Genomic DNA, 20,348 nt, shown 5'->3' on the forward strand with positions numbered 1-20,348 from the left:
ATTCGGCGCTACATCATCTGGCGGAACAAGCACGTCGAGGACCAACGGCTACACGAAATCGTCAACAGGGCAAACGTAGCCTGATGCGGCACTAGTCCGTGGCATCAGTCCTCGCGTTGACGGTTCTCTCGGCGCCTCGTTTTTCAACAGAAGCCGATGACGACGTTGCGTCGACGGGTCCCGGTAGTCTTCGCCGCAATTCGGGCGGTTATGCCGTAATAGGTTGGTAGAGAGCCGCTTTCGTGTGGTGATTCGGTTGGGTTACATCCGTGGCGTGGGGCCGCTGACGATGCGGTGGATGGTGGGAACGGCCGACGCTGTATCCCTCGGCGAGGTCGGCCAGGCTCGCGTCCGGGTCGTGGTAGCGGCGGTGGATCGTTTTCCATACTGCCAGAGGCAGTTTCGGCCGCTTGTCCTCGAGCCGGTTTAAATCTCGACGTCTTCTTCGTCGGTGGAGCAACGGCAGTATCCGACGCGGAACGGCTCGCTCATGCCCTCAAATGTTCCATATCGCGGGTCCTGACCGGGACAGTGCGCGGAACACCCTTGTACACCCCAGCATCGCCGGGGACATCCCGAGGTCCGGCACGATTTGCGGGCCGAGCGAACCCACCAGGAACAGCTAGAGCATCGAGAACGCCATCGCCGCGGTCAGCGCTCCGGTAACGGATGCCGTCGCCACCCGATCGGCGCGCATTTGTGGGTGTGTCCGCAGCATTGTTCTCCTCCCGGCCACAGCGCCATTCGACGGTCCCGAACCCACGTAGTCGGTCAGGAGGTGCTCCTGGTTCCCCGCGAAACTCTTGGGTTCACCATCCGACGAAGACGCGGCTACCGGCGACCAGCAGGAGTCGGCCTGCGGGGTGGTGAAGAACCAAAGAGTCCCAGCGCGATCACTTCGGTGGTCGATTCATGCCCACCCGGGGCGTTCGCGCACACACCCTTCCGGGCGGGGGACGAACGCTCACAGAGTTCGTCGATCTCCGCAGGCTGTCACCAGCGCCAGCCGAGTCGCTTCGTCATCCTCGGCAAGCCTCGGCACTGATCGCCGGTTCGATGGAATGCCTCTCGGCTATTGCGCTGATGCGAAACGGTGTGCCCGCCAACAACTGATCTCAATCGGCGGCGATCGGCGGGGGTGATCCGGCGGTGCGGACCAGCAGGCCGTGTAGCACCTGCGCGGGCGGGGTGGCGCGGGTGGCATTGAGCACCACGTCGGTGAATGCGTCGGCCAAGGCATTGGCGGGGTCGAGTAGTCCGTAGCTGAAGCTTCGGCCGCTCAATTGTGACCGCCAGGCTCGGTAGCCGGACACCGTGCGGTTCACCGCTCCTCGGTCTTCGCGATCATGCAGCGGTAGGTATGCCGTGATCAGTTCACGTTGGGCCGTGCCGTGCGCGCGGAAACCACCAGCCGCATCGAGGGCCGCGCCGAGTTCGCGCACGATAGCTGAGAATATTGGCCGCTGAGCAGATCCGGGTGGCGCACTATCGGTGTGCTCGAGCTGGTCGCGGTTGGTCGCCGCGCGGACCGCCAGCACGATGCGTGCGCTCCGCAGTGCCGAATCCCATTCCAGCCGTGTCGGTTCGCCATCGCCGAGTTCGTCGATACCAATGGCGTGCAGGTTGACCTGCGGATATCGCGGCAGTACATCGTCCACCGCTGCGGCCATCTCGGTCAGCACCAGTTCGGGCACGTCGGGCGTATCGAAGCCGAACGCCTGCACGCCGTGCCGCTCGCCGAGCTCCCTGGCCAGGCGCGCCGCGAGCGATTCGCCGGAGTTCGATTGTGCGGTCTTGCGCTCCGGCTCCTTGTCCTTGCCGGTCGCTCGCGCGAGCGAGGGCCCGCCCGGAACGCGCGGTGGCATCTCCTGCCGACCGGCATCCGGGGCACTGACTCGCGGCGGCCGCATCGTCGGCCTGGACCATGGCGTAGGGGCCGCTGCCGCCCGGGCGTTGGACCATGGCGTGCTGGCTGCTGCGGGTGTACCGAACGCGGGCGCGGCGGTCCGTGAACTCGCTGCGGTACCCGTTGCCCCAACGCCCGCCTGCGGAACCGGCTGCATACCCGTGGCAGGCGGCCCCGCGCTGTCGGCGTGAGGTTGGTCGAAGTTCGGCTGATCGGGGTTGGGTCGGTTCTCTGCCGTCTGATCCGGCTGCTGGGGGCTCGGCGCCGAGGTCGGTGCGGCATTGTCCGTCGGATGGGAGACGGTGGGCCTGATCGGCGAGGTCGGTACTTCGCGTACCGGCGGCGCCCCATCCGGTGCGGTCGCCGTCGCGGATGGCTGCGGGGCCGTCCGTTCTGTCGCGACGTTGTCCTGGATCGGGTGCGCGGCTGTTCCATTGCCGACTGTGACGATCGGTTCAGCGCCGTCCTGGGTTTGCTTGTCCGCGTTGCTGATCAGGCGTTCGCCGAGCAGATCGCCGTCCTCGAAATTGTTCGCGAGTTGGCGTAGATCGCTGCCGGATTGCCGCAGTATCGCGACAAGGGCGTCGAGGTCGGCCATGGTCTGCTGATGTTCGGGAAGATAGGACTCGGCGAATGCGCGGCCGGCGTCGTCGCTTCCCCACGGCGCGCCTTCCGCGGACAGCGCGTTGCGCAGATCCCGCACGGTCGCCGCGACATCAGCGGCGATGCGCTCGTGTTCCGGCGCGCGGGCACGCAGCGCATCCGGGTCGGCGTAAAACGGCTCGCTCACCTCCGTCCTCCCAACACCCATGCCACTTCGAGGGGCCCGATTGTTGGGGATATTTCCACTATTCTGAAATTTGACCAACCCCGTTCCCCATCGTGGGAATACCTGTTTACCTGGCCGTATCAAGCTTGTCCCGAGCCGGGTGGGTGCCGGGAGGCTGTGGTGGATGCGAGTGGCCTGCTTGCCGAGGTGCCCTCGACTGTGCGTGACTTGGTCCTGGGGCATTGGCCAGAGACCGATGTCGGCGGTATGCGCCGCGACGGGGACGCGTACATGCAGGCCAGCCGCAAGATCACCGCTTCGGCCGACCGATACGAGGCCGAAGCGCGACGCACCGAGGCGACCGTCAGCGGAGCCGCACGGGATGGAATGTCCGAGCGGCACCGCACTGTCCTGCAGGCCATGCGCAACAAGGCCGCCGTGTGCGAGAGCATGGGAAAGCAGTGCTACGAGGTGGCCGACGCCACTGTGCAGGTACAGCATTTGCTGGTCGCCATGGGGATCGCACTCGCCGCACAACTGGCCTACGACATGTTGCTGTTCTTCCAGGGTGGTGGCGCCAAGGCGCTGGTCGACCGACTCGAGGCCGAGGAGGCGATGCGTGCGGCCGCGGTGAGGTTCACCGCGGAGGTGGGGGAGCATGTGGCTATTGGTCAGGTCGAGCGGACCGCACTGCACGGCGCCATCCATGCCGCCAAGATCGGTGGTCTGACCGGTGCGGTAACCAGTGCGGGTGCGCAGGTCTGGGACATGATGACCGGCGTCCGCGACGAGTTCGACATCGGGTCGTTCGTGGAACTGATACTCGGCGGGGCACTGGGCGGTGCAGCGGGCGCGGAAGTCGGGCGCAGAGTCGCGCCGCACGTGTTGGAACTCCTAGGCGGCAGAGCTACGAACACTGCGGGTCGGCTCGCGACGCATATGGGTGGCACCGTGCTGATCGGTGGTGCGGGTGGTCTGGGCGGCGGCGTGGTCGGCGCGGTGCCGTCGGTGTTGCTGCATTACAAGGATATTCACAGCCTCGAGGACCTGTTCGGAATCATTCGCTCCGCCGCCGTCACCGGTTTCGCCGGTGGTTTCCTCGGCGCGGCGACCAGTTCGCTGCGGGTCCACCAGGCAGGGCGTGATGCGTTCCGCGGCGATAACGGCATCTCCCGGTCCGGGCTGCGGCAACAAGAGTTCGGCACGCATGTGAACGAACTGTTGCGATCCGGCGAAGCGCCGCGGGTCGAGACGATCGCGCGCGCCACCGCCACGGGAGACTCGGCACCGGTGGCGAAGCACCTCACCTTTCCTGACGGTACTCAGGTGATCCACGAGGTGGTGTCGGATCGGCAGCATGCACACGCGCAATTGCTGGTCTCGCGGGTCGGCGACGCGGTCGGGGTGCGCATGCCTGCGGTGCATGTCGTCGGTGACCATGTCTATACGGAAGTGGTTCCCGACCACAATCTCACGCGAGCCGACGTGCACCAGATCAGACAGCGGATCGACGAGTTGCGCCCGGCATTCATCTCCGCTGGGCAACCGAGTTTGCACGATGTGGTGGTGCAACGGCTGGACGCGCTCGATGCGCGCGCTGTCGATACTGTCGACCCCCGCCGGTCCGCCGCCGCGCCCGTGACGGCACCACCGCGTGCGGGTGAATCACCAGTTCGGGCACCGGAAGCCAACGGTCGAGGACCGAGCGGTGAAGGCAGGGACGTGTCCGCCCAGCCGCGCGTGGACCGGCCTGCGCCGATCCCGGACCACCCGAGCCAGGGGCGACCCGGAACGCCCCCGCATCATGCCGGGGCGGACGTGGTGGCGGACGCTCCGATACCCGCGTCGTCACCTGTCCATCCGGATGCCGATGGTCCGGTCGTGCGCGAGGCCGATCCGCACCATGAGGAGCTGCTCCCGCACGACGGCGAGCCGACCGATGAAGGTCCACCGACGCTGCGGGAGATACGCATCGATCCGGCCGAACCGTCGGCACGGGACTATGAACTGGCCGCGATGCCGAAGCCGCCCGGCGCCACCAGCGTCTACCACCATCCGGACGGCTACGTCGATGTGGTGTTGAGCGGGCCGGATGGTGCTCAGCTTCCGCTGCGACTGGTCGCGGGCCAGGAGTACGTCTTGGGCCGCGGTGCTCGCTCGCTACTCGAGCACATGGCGACCGAGGGCGTCTCCCGTCAGCACGTGACCGTCACCGTGAACGAGCAGGGCCATGTTCTGATCCGCGACAACGAGTCGTTGAACGGCACCTTTGTCGATGGCAAGCAGGTGGTCGGCGAGAACTGGGTACGCGTCTTCGACGGCCAGGATCTGAAACTCGGTCGCGAGTTCGAACTCGGGCTCACCTTCCAGCGCCAGATGGCCGAGATACGGTTGTTCGGCGATGATGGTCCGTCGGTCCGCCTCTATCGTGGCAGGACGATCGATCTCGGCCGCAGCATCCTGCATCCGGACACACCCGGACGCAACACCGTTTCGCGACACCATGCCATCGTCGGAATGGACGAGAACGGCCGGGTGTGGATCCAGGACAGCAACTCCTCGAACGGCACCCGAGTCAATGGCGAGGAGCTCGCCCCGGGTGAGCAACGCACCCTGCGACCGGGCGATTCGGTCGAACTCGGCGAATATCGCGGTGAGACGCAGTTCGTGCCGGCGGATGGGGCGATCGAGCAAAGTCCGGTTCGGGTGTTGATCGGTATGGGACCGAATGCGACGCCGGTGCGGCTCGAGCCTGGACATACGGTCCCGGTCGGCACCGACGAGAACTCGCCGTTCGCGGCGCATCTGCGGGGCGTCCATGGGGTCGATCCGCGGCACGCGACGCTCGGTCTGGACCACGACGGCCGACTGTGGATTCGCGATCACGAGGGATCGGCGGGTGTGTGGGTCAACGGCGACCGAGTCGCACCGAACCAGAAGATCACCTTGACCGAGGGCGACAGCGTCAAGCTCGGGCCGGACTTCGTCGGCACGACGCATATCGGAGTCGGTGACCCTGCCGATCTCGGGCCGGTCGTCCTGCATTTTCCGCCAGACATGCATCGGCGTCCGATTCACTTGGAACCCGGTCAGGAACGGATCGTCAACATCGGCGAGCTGAATGGGCACACCATGGTGTGGCGGAATGGCAAGCCCGTGGGCGGCCATGAAGTCATCGTCGGACGCGACCTCGATGGTCGAGTGTGGGTGCGTGACCCGGCGCCAGGGAGCTTCGTCCGCACCGAGGTCAATGACGAGACGATCCCACCGAACGAGAAGCGGTACCTCGACAGCGACGACAAGGTGAACTTCGACAATGTGTCCGCGCGGGTGCAGATGGGGGAGGAATCACCACTGGCCGTACGGCTGTTCGATGACGCCGACGCCCCGGCGCTCTCGCTACGGCGGGGTGAGGAGGTGAAGCTGGGCCGTGGGCTCGACTCGCCGCTGGCCGGGCATCTGACCGACCTCTCGGTGTCCCGGCATCACGCCACGATCTACCGCGACGAATACGGAAATGTGATGCTCCGCGACGAGCACTCCACGTACGGAACCTGGGTCGACAACCAAAGAGTCGATCCGGACGCGGGCCCCGTCCGGCTCCGGCCTGGCGACACGATCCGGATGGGCGACTGGATCGGCTCGGCACAGTTCGGCGGCGATGGCTTCCGCGAGCCCCCGGTGCGTGCGGTGCCGATCAAGCTCAACAGCTCGCATGGCGAGTTGGCGCTCGATCTGGTGCGCGGCGGGGAGCCGGTGGTGCTCGGGCGGCACGACTCGCGGTTGCCCGCGAACCTCCCGCACTACGACAGAATCTCCCATCGCCATGCCAGCGTCGGCGTTCACCCATCCGGCCGGGTCTGGATCCGCGACGAGGGGTCGACCAATGGCACTTACGTCAACGGCACGAAGATCAAGTCCGGCACCATGGTGACACTGCGTCCCGGCGATCATGTGTCACTGGGGGCGGACGCGTACGACTTCACGGTCGGCTTCACCCCGGCCGAAGGTGGCCCCTTCGTCAATGTCATCGACTCGACGCCGCAGAGCAGACAGGTCCTGCAAGATCTGGCGCGGATACCCGATCATGTTTTTCAGCGGGTCAGCGATCATATGAACGCGGTGCCCGGTGGCGGCATTGTTATCGGGAAGAAGCCCGTAGCGGAACTGCCCGGTATCGAGTCCTTGATACAAGCGCACCCCGAAGGTCCCAACGACAAGTTGAAATGGAAGAACGTCGCCGGCCTGTATTCGGGCGGTCAACGGCGCTTCTACGTCAACTCCAATTTCTCCGACAACACCACTCATGGGAAGATTGTCTGGCACGAGTTCGGCCACGCCGCCGATGCCGCGTACGGAACCGGTGGTCGCTGGCTGAGCGAGGAGCAGGGGTGGCAGGATCTACACGCGGCGATCAAACAGGAGATCGGGCAGCATCCGGACTGGTGGCACTACGCCGACACGCCGGTCGAGGGGTTCGCCGAAGGATTCGCGGCATGGGTGGCGGGTCCTAAGCAGCTGCTCAGATTCGCCTGCGGAAACAAACGCATCGCCACGCAGCTGGAGGAGTACTTTGACCGAGCATTCACATGACGCTGTTGACCACCCGTTCCTCGCCGAGGACGGCGTGACGATCCTGCGACGGGTGGGCGGCAGGACCGACGACGGCGTACTTTTCGACGGTTACGAGGAATTCCATCCCGGCGACCCGGCCTACGACGAAATGCTCCCCGCTGCCCGGGCGAATCGGGAAGAGGCCGACGAGCCGCCGGAACGCCCGGTCGACCCCGACACCCTCGCTCGCCTCTTGCGTGAATCCGGTGTGGACGCAGCAGATTTCGACGAGGAGTGAACCCGCAGTCAGCTGACGGCAGGGTTGTCGGAACTCGACGATCGGTAGGACCAGGACGGTTGGCGCGTTCGCGGGGGCGACGAGGCCGTTGGTGGGCGATGGGCTGGATCTGTTGGTAGGCAACGCCTTGCGGGGGACGCAGATCATGCTCGCCTTTGTCAGGCTAGTAGGCGGCGGTGATGGTCAGTGAATCGCTTCCGCGAGTCGATCGGATTCGGCGCGGCCGAACATTTGCCGCTCAGCGCCCACGTAACCGGTGTCCGCGATTTTCGTATCCATCCCCGAACCACCCTGTGGCGAATAGGGACCGAGGGCTCGAGACGAGCATGATCGCGACCTGCCTGCACGACGCCACCCGCGTGTCGACACCGAACCACTTAAATACCACTTGACCGCGTCATTTGCAGATATTTCGGCGAGAGTTTCTACCGCCATTTCTGCGTCCATCGATCGATGATCATATCTGCCTCGGATTCCGTGATCTCGACGAAGTCGAAGTCGTCGTAACCCAGCCAGTCCAGGTAGAGAGCTTCCGTTCGATGCCACCGAAGGTCGCGATGCAGAGCCTCGTCGACAGGCAGCGGCTCAGTATGTATGCGACGGAATAGACCGGCGGGATCCGAGCGCGGGTGAGATGGGGTTATACTGGCATAATAGGTTACAGTGATCATTCAATTCGCCACCGTTCATGGATCTGATGATATTTGTGGTTCAACTATGTTGCGCCAACCTTCCGGCCGGGGGACCTTTTTGAATATGGTATTCGATCGCGCCTCCAGCGCGGCAACAGTCGCCGGCTGATCCCTCAGTCGACGTCTCTGTTCATATATGTGATGCTCTTTGACCGCCGCTTTATAGCTCTCCGGCGTGTGCATCTGAACCTCGAAGCGCTGGCCCGTTCGATGGTCGACCCAGTATGACCTGACCCCTTTGAAACCTGAACTAGCCCACGTATTTTTCCATCGGATGAGTCTGTAGTTTTTCGATTTCAATCCGGAAACAATGTCGTTCACGCCGCTCGTATACCTACCCGAGGGAATCCGTGCAGTATACCTCAATAGGTCAGGAGGCGATAAAGCCGCTTCCTCCATTGTGCAATTCGGTTTATCGACGATATAGCGCTCAACCCTTTCAACGTAAGGACCCAATTCCTTGATTCGTTTTTCCATGCCTACAGGTTTTCCGCCGCGCACATTCCGTATCACGTCTTTCACATCACGGGTGATAGGCGGCTCCGCCGCTTCCGCCCTCGCAAGCTTGGACTCGAGCAGTTCTACGTCGATTTCGGGCTGTGCGGCGACTGGTTTCGCGACATCAACTGGACCCTCGATCCTATCCATTGATTTGGGTTGCGGCTCGACACCAGGGGCCCGCCTGACTGTTTCCTCGAGGCTTTCGTCTGTCTCTGGGTATACACGAGATGCGTCATACAATGGGGCGCTGCCGTTCTCTCGGACCAGGCCTGAGGCGGCGTCACCGCCTCTTGTGACATCCCCCTTCAGGCGATCGCGAACTGTTCTCCACGCCTCGATTGCTGCCCTACCAATGGTCACGGGGAATCCTGTGTGGAGCGCATTCAGGCGATCGAGCCCCGCATATCTGTGGGTAGGGTTAGGTTCCCGTTGGTGATGGTGTCGCCCGCTGGGCGCATGGCGTGGCCGCATTGGAGGGTGCGACAGACGAAGGGCCGGGAGATGGCGAACAGCTCGGCGAGGTCGGCGATGGCGTACTCGCCGGTGCCATGTGTGTGCCACGGCACGTCGCGGTGCTCGGTCCAGAGAGGCACACCAGCGAGGGTATGACGTCGAGTTCGCGCAGCCGATCGCGTTGGGCAGTGAGATCCTTGGGCGGCGGTAGAGCAACGAACGTAGCCGATCAACGTGCCGGTCATCGTCTGAGTGTAGCCATGTCGGTGTCGAGCGAATACTGATCGAGATGTGCCCGCCGAGGCGGGTTCGTCGCCTCGATAACGGCGGGTCAGCGTGTTCCTCCCGGCAGTTGTCGCTGCGCTGTCGTCGGCGTTGCTGGTGCGCAGCGCGCGGTATCGACGCAATCGCTTGCCCCGCTGGCGTTTTCGTCCGTGCTTGTCGCCGTGCGTGCCGCACTGATCAGTTGCCGCGCTGGCTTCGCGTGATTCCGAGGAGTTCGGTGGCGTTGTTCGTCGGGTTTGCCCCTGTCGCGGATCGTTGTCGCGGACAACGGCTGCAGGGTGCAATGGCTCGCGATCTCCTCGCCGGCATACGATTGTCGCGCCGTGACCTGTCGACGTAGTGCCTCAATGTCGCTGTCTCGTTTGGCTTCCCAGGTCGCGATCACTGCCCGGGCCGCGAGGGATTGCTTGACTGCGGTGGTGATGACTTGCTCGCGTTGGCGGGCTCGGGCGCGAACGCGCCCGACGCCGTGCGCGTGAATGTTCAAGGCGGTCAAACACTTCCGGATGCAGTGGCGTGCGCGACGAGTGCTTCGGACCGATCGCGGGCGTCACCGACTCCTTGGCAGCCCGTCTCCCGGACTCGCCCGGCAAACACGCACCGCCCGAGCACGAGTCTCCTCATCGAACTTCCGTGGGTGCGCCCACCAACTCGTCCACACCGCGCGGCACAGTTACCTCGCGCACCCCCCGCCGCCCTGAGGCCACCGCGTGGCCCCGCGGCCCGGTGAAGCGATCGATTCCTGGTGGGCGCGATTTGAGGCAAACGCCTCATGCGATCACGGTAGCCGCGGACCGATGATCAGGGCATGACTAACCGAGTTCAGGAATCACCCAGATCAGCGGTCACGACCGAGTTGGCATTCGAACCACCGACCGTCGAGCGATTCGGTCAGCGCACTTCAGATCACGCACCTGGAGTGCCGGGCGGAGGGCGGATCGATGCAGTCGACGTCAGCCGGCGTGTGGGGGCGCGGCAGATTCTCCAGGAGCTGTCGTTGTCGGTCGAACCAGGCGAGTTGGTCGCCATTGCCGGCGGCAGTGGAGCGGGAAAGAGCACATTGCTGGAGATCCTCGCGGGACTGCGACCACCAACTGCCGGGGAGGTTCGGCATGACGGCATCGTTCTCGGGGGCCGAGTCGGCGCTGATTCTCGTATCGGCTACGTGCCCCAGGACGACATCATCCATCTCGAGATGCCCCTGCGCCGCACGCTGCGCTATGCGGCGCGGCTACGGCTGCCCGCAGGTACATCGTCAGCCGAGGCGGACCAGATAGTCGAAGAGACCATGAATGACCTCGAGCTGGCTGATCGGGCCGAGGCGCCGGTCCGTGCGCTCTCCGGCGGCCAGCGCAAGCGGACCAGTATCGCCGTGGAGCTACTGACCCGGCCGCACCTTTTCTTCCTCGACGAACCCACCTCCGGGCTCGATCCGTCGACCGCGGCCCACGTGATGCGCCTGCTGCGCCGACTCAGCCAGCGCGGGGTCACAATCGTCCTCACCACACATGAGCCGGCCGGCATCGACCGGTGTGACCGGGTGGTATTCCTGGCGCGCGACGGCCACCTGGCCTTCACCGGCAGCCCGACCGAGGCTCGGCGCTACTTCGGCGTGGCGGATCTCGCCGAGGTGTATGACCGGCTGGCTCGTGAGCACACCCCGCAGATCTGGGCCGAGCGATTCGCGGACAGCCGTGCGAAGTCGAATGCCTGGCCTGGGTCGGCTCTACCGCCCATCCCTGCCACCCGTTCAGATGTCAAGCGAACGGGCACGGTCCGGCAATGGTGGCTACTCACACGACGCAATGTCGATGTACTCCTGCGCAACCGGTTGACCCTGGCGGTTCTGCTCGGCTCACCGGTCCTGGTCACGGCGATGATGGCGACATTGTTCAAGCGCGGCGCGTTCGATCCGCGTAGCGAAGCCGACCTCGGGCCGGCCCAGATCGTGTTCTGGATCGCATTCGCGGGCTTCTTCTTCGGCCTTACCTACGGCCTGCTCCAGATCGTCGGGGAGATGGCCATCTTCCGGCGGGAGCGGCTGGCCGGGCTCAGCGTGGGCGCCTACGTGGCCTCCAAGGTGACAGCCCTGCTTCCGGTGCTGGCTGGGGTGAGCGCGGTGCTCCTGGGTGTGCTGCGGGCGCTTGGTCGACTCCCCGCTGTCGGATGGGACGTGTCCGCCGCCCTGTTTGTGACGATTGTGATCGAGGCTACCTCGGCACTGGCCCTCGGATTGCTCGCCTCGGCCGCGGTCTCCAACGCCGCGCAGGCCGCCCTCGCCCTCCCGATGCTCTGCTTCCCCCAGGTTCTCTTCGGTGGCGCCATAGTCCCGGTTGACGAGATGGCCCTCCCGGGACGAGTGATGAGTCTCGGCCTGTCCAACCGCCACGCATTCGAAGCATTGGGTCACGATCTGGATCTCGACCGGTACACCGCCACGCTGCCGGCCATGTCCGCCTACCGCGACACCTTCCACGGAAGCACCGGCGCCAGTCTCCTCGCGCTCGCCTCATTTGCCGTTGGCCTCATGCTGGCCACAGTATGGGTCTTGGACCGGCGGTCCCGACCCGGCGCACCCCGGTGATGAAGGCCCAGCGCAGCCGGTCCCGCCCGATGTCTGAACAGAGGTCGGCGGGCCCCAGGCGTGCGACATCGACGTTTTCCGATTGCACAGCCCGACGTCCACACCGGCCCGTCAGGACGAGTGCAGGTGGGCCGAAACGGTGCCAGGTCGATGTCTGGGCCACGAACCGGACGCGCGCTGTCGGCTCGGCCAACCGGTTATCGGGTCCCAACCGTGCCGATCAGCCGGGTATTCGGCGCGTTTCGCACGCTGATCTGCCCGTCCGCCAGCCGTCCACCCGGGCGCGCATCGACTTTGTGCCGAGCCACATCGCGCCGGGCAGCATCCTTGGTGGTTTGCGGTTGCCGCGCTGAAGTATCCGGCGCGGCGGATACTTTCACTTTCCCACGGCCGCGTTGACCCGGAAGCCCGCCAGGCCGCGATCGATCGCTGCGAGACTGGCCTGCGTGCGGTTGTTGACGCCGAGTTTGGCGTAGACACGTTCGATGTGGTTGCGTGCCGTTTTCTCGGCGATGAACAGTTCGGCGGCGATTTCTCGGTTCGACCGGCCCCGCGCGACGAGTCGCAGGATCTCGACCTCGCGGCTGGTCAGCCCGGCGGGCCAGGACGTCCGCCGCGATATCCGCGGACCGGCCACCGCAAGCACGGCCGCAGCCGACTCGGCGTCGAAGCGTCCGGCGCGCGCATCCTTTTGTAGCTGATCAGCAGCACCCCGAGGATCGTGCGGCGGCCGGTGGGGACGCGGCTCGAGCAGTCGCTGATAAGCCTCCGCTGCGGCAAGCAGCCGGTCCTGCGCGGTCAACTCCGCGCCGGTGATCCCCCGGGGAAAGCCGGACCCGTCGATCCGTTCCCGATGCTTCATCGCGACGGGCACCACCGACTCCAAGCCGTTGACTCGGCTCAGTATCCGGCCGGTCAGATCCGGATACATCCGTACCCGTTCCCATTCGGCCGTAGTGAGCGGCCCCTTCTTCTCCCAGATCTGGTTGGACACTCCCATTTTGCCGAGGCCGTGCACCAGGCCGGCACGGTAGAGCTGCGTGATGTCCGACGGCGACATGCCCAGGTGTCGGGCCGCCCCGGCCACCAGATTCGCGACGCCACGCGAATGCCCCAGAGTGAACGGACATTTGAGATCGACGAAGTCAGCCATGGCCTCGAGTAACTCGTCGCTCTCCTCGTCCGTCAGGGTTCGGTCACGATCCGGTGCCTGGGCCAACGCACTGGTCCAGACGTCGATTTCGAGCAACCCGTCCACGATGTCCGCCGCGTCACGATCGAACACCGCCGCCACAGTTGGGCTGAACTGACTGCCGCGCCGAGAACGGAGGACATCCTTCGCGTGCTCGAGCCCGCCCGTCCGCAGGTGCACCTCGACGACGTCCGCGACGTGAGCGATGTGGATCTCGACCGGGATATCCTCTCCGCGGGAACCGTTGGGCAACCCCCGGCCGTCCCAGCGTTCGAAGACGTAGGCCAGAGCCTTTCCGACCTGCCCGTCCAAGCCCATCCGATCGGAGAGAACCCCGGCGGAACTGCAATGCGACTGGATCAGTGTGGCGACCTGGCTGCGCGCCGTGACCAGAAACGCCGTGGCGCGGATGCCACGTTCCCAGCCTGGCAATCCGCGTCCGACATGACTCATCATCAGCCGCAGAAACGGCAGGCCGGTCATGTCCACCGTGTAGGTGTCGGCCCGGAAGGCGATGTCGTCACCGAAGAGCGCCGAGAGTTCGTGAGAGTCGGCGTGACAACCGATCCACCCGACCAGATTGGCGTAGTACACGGTCGCTCGCTGTCGCGGGTCGAGCCCCATCCGCTCGGCGATCCGCGTCGCGATCAAGGACGACCGAAGCATGTGTTCCATCGGCTGCCCCAGACCGAGGTCGATCGCAAGCGATATCGCGGCCAGCAGTTCGGCCCTGCTCAAACCCTTTCCCGACCTGGACAGCGTCCCGTGCGGGTGCATCTTCCCATTATCCATCCGGACAACGACCATCTCGGCACGAAAGCCGTGAGACACCGGCTCAGCCCGAAACGCCGAGCGCGTCGGAAATGGCGTCGTGGAGATCCCGGTATCTCGGGGTGAACCTCAGCTCGCGGGCGTTGCGCGGGCGCTCGAGGGTGACCGGGAATTCCCGGTGCACACGCCCGGGTGCCGGGCTCATGACGACGACCCGGTCGGCGAGCAGGAGAGCTTCGTCGACGTCGTGAGTCACGAAGATCACCGTTGTTCGCAAGGTCTCCCACAGTCGCAGAAACTCGGCACCGATACGCCGCCGGGTCAGCGCATCGAGGGGACCGAACGGCTCGTCCATGAGGAACAGGACAGGATCCGCGGCGAGTGTCCGCGCGAGGGCGACGCGTTTGCGCATGCCGCCGGACAACTGCTGCGGCAGGTAGCCGGCGAACTCGGCGAGACCCACCTGGTCGAGCAGGTCGCGAATCCGCGCGTCCTGCTCGGCCCGGCGGCCACCGGCGACCTGGAGCGGGAAGCGCACGTTTTCGTAGACGGTCCGCCACGGCAACAGCGCGTCGTTCTGGAACACCATTCCGACCCCTGGCGGCGGCCCGACGACGGGCCGCCCACCGATCGACGCCCCACCGGTCGCCGGTTCGACGAGCCCGGCGACCGCTTTCAGCAGTGTCGATTTGCCACATCCGCTGGGGCCGACGAGAGCGACGAACTCGCCGGCGCCGACGGTGAGATCCGCTCCATCGAGCGCGAGATGGCGGCCGTCGCGGGTGCGATAGGCGACGCGCAGATCGCGCACGGCGACGTCGGCAGGCCGGGAGGACAGCACGGTGCGGGAGTCACGCGGGCGGAGCGCGGTCATCGGTGTCCCAAGAGGCTGAAGTCGAAAGCGTCGGAGAACGACGGGATCTTGTCCCGCTGCGCCTGTCCGACCTGAACCAGCACGTCGGCGGTGTCCTGGTAGAGGCCCTCATCGATGGTGAGCCCGGGGGGCGCCTGATCCAGCGTCGCCTGCAGTACCGCCGTCAGCACCTGCGGGCTCAGGGCGGGTGCCTGCTTTCGCGCGGTGGCCAGCGTGCCCGGCGGGTCCGACTTCGCCCGCTCCTGGGTGGCCCGCACCGCCGTCAGGAATGCCTGCATTGCGGGCTTGTGACTGTCTACCCACGACGACCTGGCGATCACGGTCAGGGCGATGAAACGGAACGACGGCTTCCAGGTCACGGTGAACTCGCCTGACTGGACCATAGTCGTGAGCAGGGGATCGCTGACCATTCCGGCGGCGGCGCCCCCCTTCTCGACCGTGGCCTGCATGGTCGCCCCGGTACCTGCGGCCACCACGTGCAGTCCCTTGTAGGGGATGCCCGCCTCGGCCGCCGCGCGCTGGAGTTCGGTGTCCGACAGACTTCCTGGTGCGGTCACGGCGACCGATTTCCCCGCGAGGTCGGTGACCCGCTCCACCGACGCCGAGGCCGGGCTCACCAGGGAGTACGGCGGTTTCTCGCTGACCACCGCGTAGCCTTTCACGTCGAACCCCTTGGCGCGGTTGTTCACGATGTGGTCAGCGGATCCGACGAAGGCGTCGATACTCCCGCCGGCGAGTGCCTGGACGGCGCTGGAGCCGCTGTCGAAACACACCTGTTGCGCCTGAACTCCGTCTGGCAAACCCCCTTCGTCGATGGTGAGTGCGGCCAGGCCGATGCCGCCGCAGACGACGCCGACCCGGATGGTCGGCGCGCCGGAAGCGGTGGAGCAGCCGGCGGCGAGCACGGCGGTGAGGGTGAGGGTGAGCGCGACGATCCATCGCCACGGCTTGATGCCGCTCATTGGTTGTTCCTTCGTTCTACGCGGAAGTTCTTTCGAAAGTCGGTCAGTGCCGGCGCACTACGTGCCGCTCGGCCCACTTCAACAGCTGGTCGAGGCCGGTCGCCAGAACAGTGATGACGGCCAGCCCGGCGAAGACGCCGGTCACGTCCAGCAACCCGGAGGCGTATTTGATGTAGTAGCCGAGTCCCGCGCTCGCGGCGATCATCTCGGCGATGACGGCCCCGATGAGTGCGATGCCGATGGACAGCCGCAGTGCGGTGATCAGCCACGGGACCAGCGAGGGCAGGACGATCCACAGCGCGGTCTGCCAGCTCCTGGCGCGGAACGAGCGGGCCACGTCGAGTAGGTCGGTGTCGATCTCTCGCACACCTTGGTAGACGTTGTAGAAGATCACGAAGAGGACCATGGTCACGACCATGGTGATCTTCGACAGCAGACCAACGCCGAACCACACGATGAACAACGGCGCCAAAGCAACTCGCGGGAGACTGTAGAGCGCCATCACATAGGGCAGTAGCCATCCGCTGAGCAGTTGGGAGAAGCCGAGGGCAGCGCCGAGAACCACTCCGACGGGGACACCTACGAGCAGGCCGGCGCCCACCTCGATGAGAGTCTCGGTGAGATGCGGCCACAGCTCTCCGGTAGTGACGAGGTCGACGAGCCGGCCAGCGATCGCGGCGGGCGAGGAGACGTAGAACGACGGGACGACCCGGTCCGAGGACAGCTGCCAAGCCCCGAGCACGATCACCGCCACAGCGAGCCGTCCGGCCAGGACCGCGCCGCGGAAGCGCAGCGCCAGCCTGCGATCCGCGTCCAGCAGTGCGTCACCGGCCGCGGAGATCCCGGGCAGTGTGAACTGATCCTCATCGATGGACGTGGCGGTGACGAACGTCGTGCCGACGGGACCGAGGTCGGTCATCGCGCACGCTCCGCTGGGAGCAGATCGGGTTCCGGTCCGGCCTCGATCGGGCGGCGCGGATCGGCGCTCCAAGCGGAGAACGAGCCGACATACAGCGGAGCCGTGAAGCCGAGGTGCGCCAAGACCGCGACCCCGAACGCGCCGGCCACGCCACCCCCGCAGGACATACCGGGGACCGGCGCGTCGAGGGCGGCGACGCGATACCGGGCGCGCAACTCGGCACCGGCGCGCAACGTGCCGTCGGGTGCGAGCGCGTCGCGGGAGCTGATGTTGCGGGACCGAGGGATGTGTCCCGCGCGGTAGGCCTCCTCGGCGCGCGCGTCGATCAGCAGGTGGCGGGCGGCGAGCGCCGCGGCGTCGTCGGCGTCGAGCTCGGGCAACTGCCCCGCCCGTAGCGTCACGTCGCCGGGGGTGATGTGCTCGGCAGCCGGGCCCACTGTCCCGCCCGCAGCAGTCCAGGCCCGCAGCCCTCCCTCGAGGATGCCGACCCGGGCCACCCCCGCCCAGCGCAATACCCACCAAGCTCGGGCAGCGACCAGCCCACCGCGGTCGTCGTAAACGATCACTGTGGAGTTGTCGCGCAGGCCCCAGCGCCGGGCCGCCCGCTGCAGGTCCTCGACACGGGGGAGCGGGCGTCGGCCCTGCGTCAACGGTGCGTCCGTGCGGGCGAGTTCCGTGGCCAGGTCGACGGCAACCGCCCCGGGCAGGTGATCGAGCGGACCGGCCGCCGCCGACCCGTGCGATTCGTCGCGGATCTCCAGCAGCCGCACGCCGCCAGGATTCGATTGGAGCAGACCAGCAAGTTCCGCCACGCTGACGAACACCGGCACCGGCGACTCGATCATTCGGACACCGCCGCGCGTTCGGCCGTCACGGCGAACCGGTTACGGGGCCGCCGTAAGCCGAGGTGATCGCGCAGCGTCGTCCCCGCGTACTCCCGATGGTGCAACCCCCGCCGCTGCAGCTCGGGAACCACGAGATCTACGAACGCCTCGATGCTGTGCGGCACCCGCGGCGGGAAGATCATGAACCCATCGGCCGCGCCGGTTTCGAACCACTCCTCGAGGACATCCGCCACCTGCGTCGGCGACCCGACGACCTCCTTGAACAGACCATTGCGGACTAGGGTGGCGGTAACCTCCGCGACCGTCACCCCGTCACGTCCGTAGAGTTCGCGAGCCGACTCCACGAGCCTGCGTGCTTCCGGGGCGAGATCAGCCAGCTCGATGACATCACCGAACGCCGCGTCGCCCCGCGTCGCGGTGAGATCGGTGCCGAGCACCTCGGACAACTGCGCGCGCCCAGCCGACCCGGTCTCCAGTAATCCCTGCAAGGTCGAGTACGCCGTGCGCGCTTCCCGCTCGGTCTCCTCGACATAGATCGCCATGCCAGGAATAACGAGCTGGTCTGCGGCCGCGCGACCATACTTGGGCAACCTGCTCTTCAGGTCCGCGTAGTACGCACGGGCACCGGCGAGCCCGAGCTGCGATGAGTTGGTGAACCGCAGGTCCGAGTACTCGGCTCCGAGTTCGCGGGATCGCTCGGACGCTCCCGCGTTGACGATCGGAAGCTGTCCCTGGACGGGACGTTCGACGTTGAGCGGTCCGTCGACGGAGAAGAACTCGCCCCGGAAGTCGATCCGATGTACCCGTTCGGGATCCACGAACTGGCCTGTGCCGGGATTCGCGATGCGGGCGTCGTCCTCCCAGCTGTCCCACAGCAGCCGCAGGACCTGGATGTACTCGGTGGCCCAGTCATATCGGCGGTCGTTGTCCCAATGCTGGTCGCGGCCGAAGTTCCGAGCCGCTTCCGCGTTCTTCCCTGTCACGATATTCAACCCCACCCGGCCTCGGCTGAGGTGATCGATCGTCGCCGTCGCCCGCGCGACGTTGTACGGGTCGGAATACGTGGTGTTGATCGTGGTGATCAAGCCGATCCGTTCGGTCACCCCGGCGATGTTCGATGCCAGCGTCAAAGCTTCCGGACGCAAGACCTCGTTGGGCGCCGCGAACTGGGAGGCGGTCAGCCCCACCAATCGATCTCCGATAAAGAAGAAGTCGAACAACCCGCGCTCGGCGGTATGTGCGGCCTGCTGCAACAGCACGGGGTTCGAGTTGCCATCGCTGGGCGCCCCGGGAATTCGCCAGGCCGCGGGATGGAACCCGGTCGGCCAAATGGTCAGGCCGAGATGCATACGTCGAGAAGGATCGGACATGGCGGTAACTGCCTTTCGGCACAGAGGAGGAATCAAGGAGGAAGCAGCCACCTCCGTTGGGCGGCGCGGAGACGAGAAGCGGTCTTCTCGAGAATTCGGGGGACGGTCGGGCCGTTGCGGTGACACCGCATCGCGAGCGGCTCGAGCCTGGTCAGGAGTAACAGAGACAGCTGGAGATCAGCACCAGGTCCACACTCCAACGCCGGACCAGCCGAACCTCGACCGGGACGGCGCCGTGGTTTGCCGAGCGGGACCGCAGGACATCGTCGATCATGCGCCTCCTTCGATCGAGGCGTGTATACGAGCGTATACGCTACTCGGATGTAAGTGCCGTCGGATGACGCCAACACTTCGATATTTTTCTCACCTGGCGCACCAGACGACAGCCTTAGAATCCGCGTGGTTCGAATTCTCACCCCTCATGATTCCGGGCTCGGTGGGTGCACGAGAACCGCCTGGCAAGGACTGGACATCACGCACACGGACAGCTCGGCGCGGACCTGCTCGAAGGCATCGAAGGAACGCATCGATGTCCGCGGCGGGACGAGGCAGAACTCAGCCTGCTGTGATCACGGATGTATTCAGCGACCGCGCAACAACCTCTGAAATCGATGCCGCGACGTGGTGCGGGGCCGGGTAAAGTGTTGCTGCCGGAATTGGCGCGGGTGGGAGGCATGGTTGGGCGCGGAGGACATCGGTGGTGGATCGTCGCCTGATATGCATTACCTTCGAGTGAAATCCGATCTGCTCGGCGGGCGGTTCCCGCCGGGGACGGTGTTGCTCGAGACCGCGCTCGGCAAGATATACGGGGTTTCCCGGACGCCGATGCGTGAGGCGCTGGCCAGGCTCGCGCAGGACCGGCTGATCGAACGGTCGGCACGCGGGTTCGTGGTCAGGGAGCGCTCGCCGGAGGAAATCCTCGCGATCTACGAGGCCCGTATCCCCCTCGAGACGACCGCCGCAGCTTTAGCGGCGGAGCGCCGCGGCAGTGTCGACCTCGAACGGCTCGAACATCTTCTCGAGGCGCGGCGCGCGGCACAAGACCCGGCCACGCACAGCGCGTTGAACGAGCAGTTCCATCGCGCGCTGCGGGCGGCCGCCCGCAGCGAGGTCATCGCTTCGACACTGGATCAGCTCGACGATCTCCTGACGGTATACCGGCCGAACCGATCATCGACGAAGATGGTCGACCGAACGATCGAGGAACATGAAGCGGTGCTCGACGCCGTACGCGCGGGCAACAGCCAACTCGCCACTGCCGCAATGTCGGCGCATCTGACACGGATGCGTGATCTGCGAGTGGCGAGCCTGGTCCGACGTTCCGGCTGAGACGTAATCGGGCGTGGGAGCGCGCTTTTCGCCTCATCCTCCGG

Annotated in this window: 14 protein-coding genes; 4 read left to right on the forward strand and 10 right to left on the reverse strand. The window is 65.8% G+C overall.

Going from position 1 to position 20,348, the window contains the following annotated elements:
- Window positions 1-1,115 precede the first annotated feature (1,115 nt).
- A complete protein-coding gene (locus AB0B25_RS25775) occupies window positions 1,116-2,696 on the reverse strand; it encodes a hypothetical protein (protein ID WP_357184354.1) in 1,581 nt (526 codons plus the stop codon).
- A 159-nt stretch (window positions 2,697-2,855) separates the two neighbouring features.
- On the opposite strand from AB0B25_RS25775, the gene AB0B25_RS25780 reads away from it, so the two are divergent.
- Both AB0B25_RS25780 and AB0B25_RS25785 read left to right on the forward strand, forming a co-directional pair.
- Window positions 2,856-7,268: an FHA domain-containing protein gene (locus tag AB0B25_RS25780; protein ID WP_357184357.1), complete on the forward strand. Its 4,413-nt coding sequence runs from the start codon at window positions 2,856-2,858 to the stop codon at window positions 7,266-7,268.
- Window positions 7,249-7,527, forward strand: coding sequence for a hypothetical protein (locus tag AB0B25_RS25785; RefSeq protein ID WP_357184360.1), 279 nt, complete (start codon window positions 7,249-7,251; stop codon window positions 7,525-7,527). The genes AB0B25_RS25780 and AB0B25_RS25785 overlap by 20 nt, the downstream gene beginning before the upstream one ends.
- Window positions 7,528-8,213: 686 nt before the next feature.
- Here the strand turns inward: AB0B25_RS25785 and AB0B25_RS25790 are convergent.
- Window positions 8,214-9,080 carry a hypothetical protein gene (locus AB0B25_RS25790; RefSeq protein WP_357184362.1) on the reverse strand — a complete coding sequence of 289 codons (867 nt, stop codon included), beginning with the start codon at window positions 9,078-9,080 and terminating at the stop codon, window positions 8,214-8,216.
- Between the two features lie 23 nt (window positions 9,081-9,103).
- Window positions 9,104-9,313 (reverse strand): hypothetical protein, encoded by a 210-nt coding sequence (locus tag AB0B25_RS25795; protein ID WP_357184365.1) that lies wholly within the window; start codon window positions 9,311-9,313, stop codon window positions 9,104-9,106.
- Window positions 9,314-10,266: 953 nt separating this feature from the next.
- Between AB0B25_RS25795 and AB0B25_RS25800 the strand changes: the two genes are divergently transcribed.
- The gene (locus tag AB0B25_RS25800) at window positions 10,267-12,042 is read left to right on the forward strand and encodes an ATP-binding cassette domain-containing protein (protein ID WP_357184368.1); all 1,776 of its coding nucleotides are present in this window, start codon (window positions 10,267-10,269) and stop codon (window positions 12,040-12,042) included.
- A gap of 376 nt (window positions 12,043-12,418) precedes the next feature.
- Here AB0B25_RS25800 and AB0B25_RS25805 read toward each other — a convergent pair whose 3' ends face one another.
- The 7 genes from AB0B25_RS25805 to AB0B25_RS25835 form a co-directional block, all read right to left on the reverse strand.
- Window positions 12,419-14,011, reverse strand: a complete 1,593-nt coding sequence (locus AB0B25_RS25805; RefSeq protein WP_357184371.1) for an HD domain-containing phosphohydrolase — start codon at window positions 14,009-14,011, stop codon at window positions 12,419-12,421.
- Window positions 14,012-14,069: 58 nt separating this feature from the next.
- Complete coding sequence (locus tag AB0B25_RS25810; protein ID WP_357184373.1) at window positions 14,070-14,879, reverse strand: ABC transporter ATP-binding protein; 810 nt, start codon at window positions 14,877-14,879, stop codon at window positions 14,070-14,072.
- A complete protein-coding gene (locus AB0B25_RS25815) occupies window positions 14,876-15,841 on the reverse strand; it encodes an ABC transporter substrate-binding protein (protein ID WP_357184376.1) in 966 nt (321 codons plus the stop codon). The genes AB0B25_RS25810 and AB0B25_RS25815 overlap by 4 nt, the downstream gene beginning before the upstream one ends.
- A 43-nt stretch (window positions 15,842-15,884) precedes the next feature.
- Window positions 15,885-16,760 (reverse strand): ABC transporter permease, encoded by an 876-nt coding sequence (locus AB0B25_RS25820; protein WP_357184379.1) that lies wholly within the window; start codon window positions 16,758-16,760, stop codon window positions 15,885-15,887.
- Window positions 16,757-17,605, reverse strand: a complete 849-nt coding sequence (locus AB0B25_RS25825) for a rhodanese-like domain-containing protein (protein ID WP_357184382.1) — start codon at window positions 17,603-17,605, stop codon at window positions 16,757-16,759. Before AB0B25_RS25825 ends, AB0B25_RS25820 begins: the two co-directional genes overlap by 4 nt.
- Window positions 17,602-18,975 (reverse strand): NtaA/DmoA family FMN-dependent monooxygenase, encoded by a 1,374-nt coding sequence (locus AB0B25_RS25830; protein ID WP_357184385.1) that lies wholly within the window; start codon window positions 18,973-18,975, stop codon window positions 17,602-17,604. The genes AB0B25_RS25825 and AB0B25_RS25830 overlap by 4 nt, the downstream gene beginning before the upstream one ends.
- Window positions 18,976-19,126: 151 nt before the next feature.
- Complete coding sequence (locus AB0B25_RS25835) at window positions 19,127-19,249, reverse strand: hypothetical protein (RefSeq protein ID WP_357184388.1); 123 nt, start codon at window positions 19,247-19,249, stop codon at window positions 19,127-19,129.
- Window positions 19,250-19,692: 443 nt separating this feature from the next.
- Here AB0B25_RS25835 and AB0B25_RS25840 point away from each other — a divergent pair, with 443 nt between their 5' ends.
- Entirely contained in the window at window positions 19,693-20,304 is a 612-nt protein-coding gene (locus tag AB0B25_RS25840) for a GntR family transcriptional regulator (RefSeq protein WP_357184391.1), read from the forward strand.
- The last annotated feature ends 44 nt before the right edge of the window (window positions 20,305-20,348 follow it).

The organism is Nocardia sp. NPDC049190 (assembly GCF_040648115.1).
In the GTDB taxonomy this organism is placed as follows: Bacteria; Actinomycetota; Actinomycetes; order Mycobacteriales; family Mycobacteriaceae; genus Nocardia.

Bases quoted from the DNA above. Each gene is read 5' to 3' on its own strand.
- AB0B25_RS25800 (WP_357184368.1), top strand. From the start codon at position 10,267: ATGACTAACCGAGTTCAGGAATCACCCAGATCAGCGGTCACGACCGAG.
- AB0B25_RS25805 (WP_357184371.1), bottom strand. From the start codon at position 14,011: ATGCACCCGCACGGGACGCTGTCCAGGTCGGGAAAGGGTTTGAGCAGG.
- AB0B25_RS25810 (WP_357184373.1), bottom strand. From the start codon at position 14,879: ATGACCGCGCTCCGCCCGCGTGACTCCCGCACCGTGCTGTCCTCCCGG.
- AB0B25_RS25815 (WP_357184376.1), bottom strand. From the start codon at position 15,841: ATGAGCGGCATCAAGCCGTGGCGATGGATCGTCGCGCTCACCCTCACC.
- AB0B25_RS25820 (WP_357184379.1), bottom strand. From the start codon at position 16,760: ATGACCGACCTCGGTCCCGTCGGCACGACGTTCGTCACCGCCACGTCC.
- AB0B25_RS25825 (WP_357184382.1), bottom strand. From the start codon at position 17,605: ATGATCGAGTCGCCGGTGCCGGTGTTCGTCAGCGTGGCGGAACTTGCT.
- AB0B25_RS25830 (WP_357184385.1), bottom strand. From the start codon at position 18,975: ATGTCCGATCCTTCTCGACGTATGCATCTCGGCCTGACCATTTGGCCG.
- AB0B25_RS25835 (WP_357184388.1), bottom strand. From the start codon at position 19,249: ATGATCGACGATGTCCTGCGGTCCCGCTCGGCAAACCACGGCGCCGTC.
- AB0B25_RS25840 (WP_357184391.1), top strand. From the start codon at position 19,693: ATGCATTACCTTCGAGTGAAATCCGATCTGCTCGGCGGGCGGTTCCCG.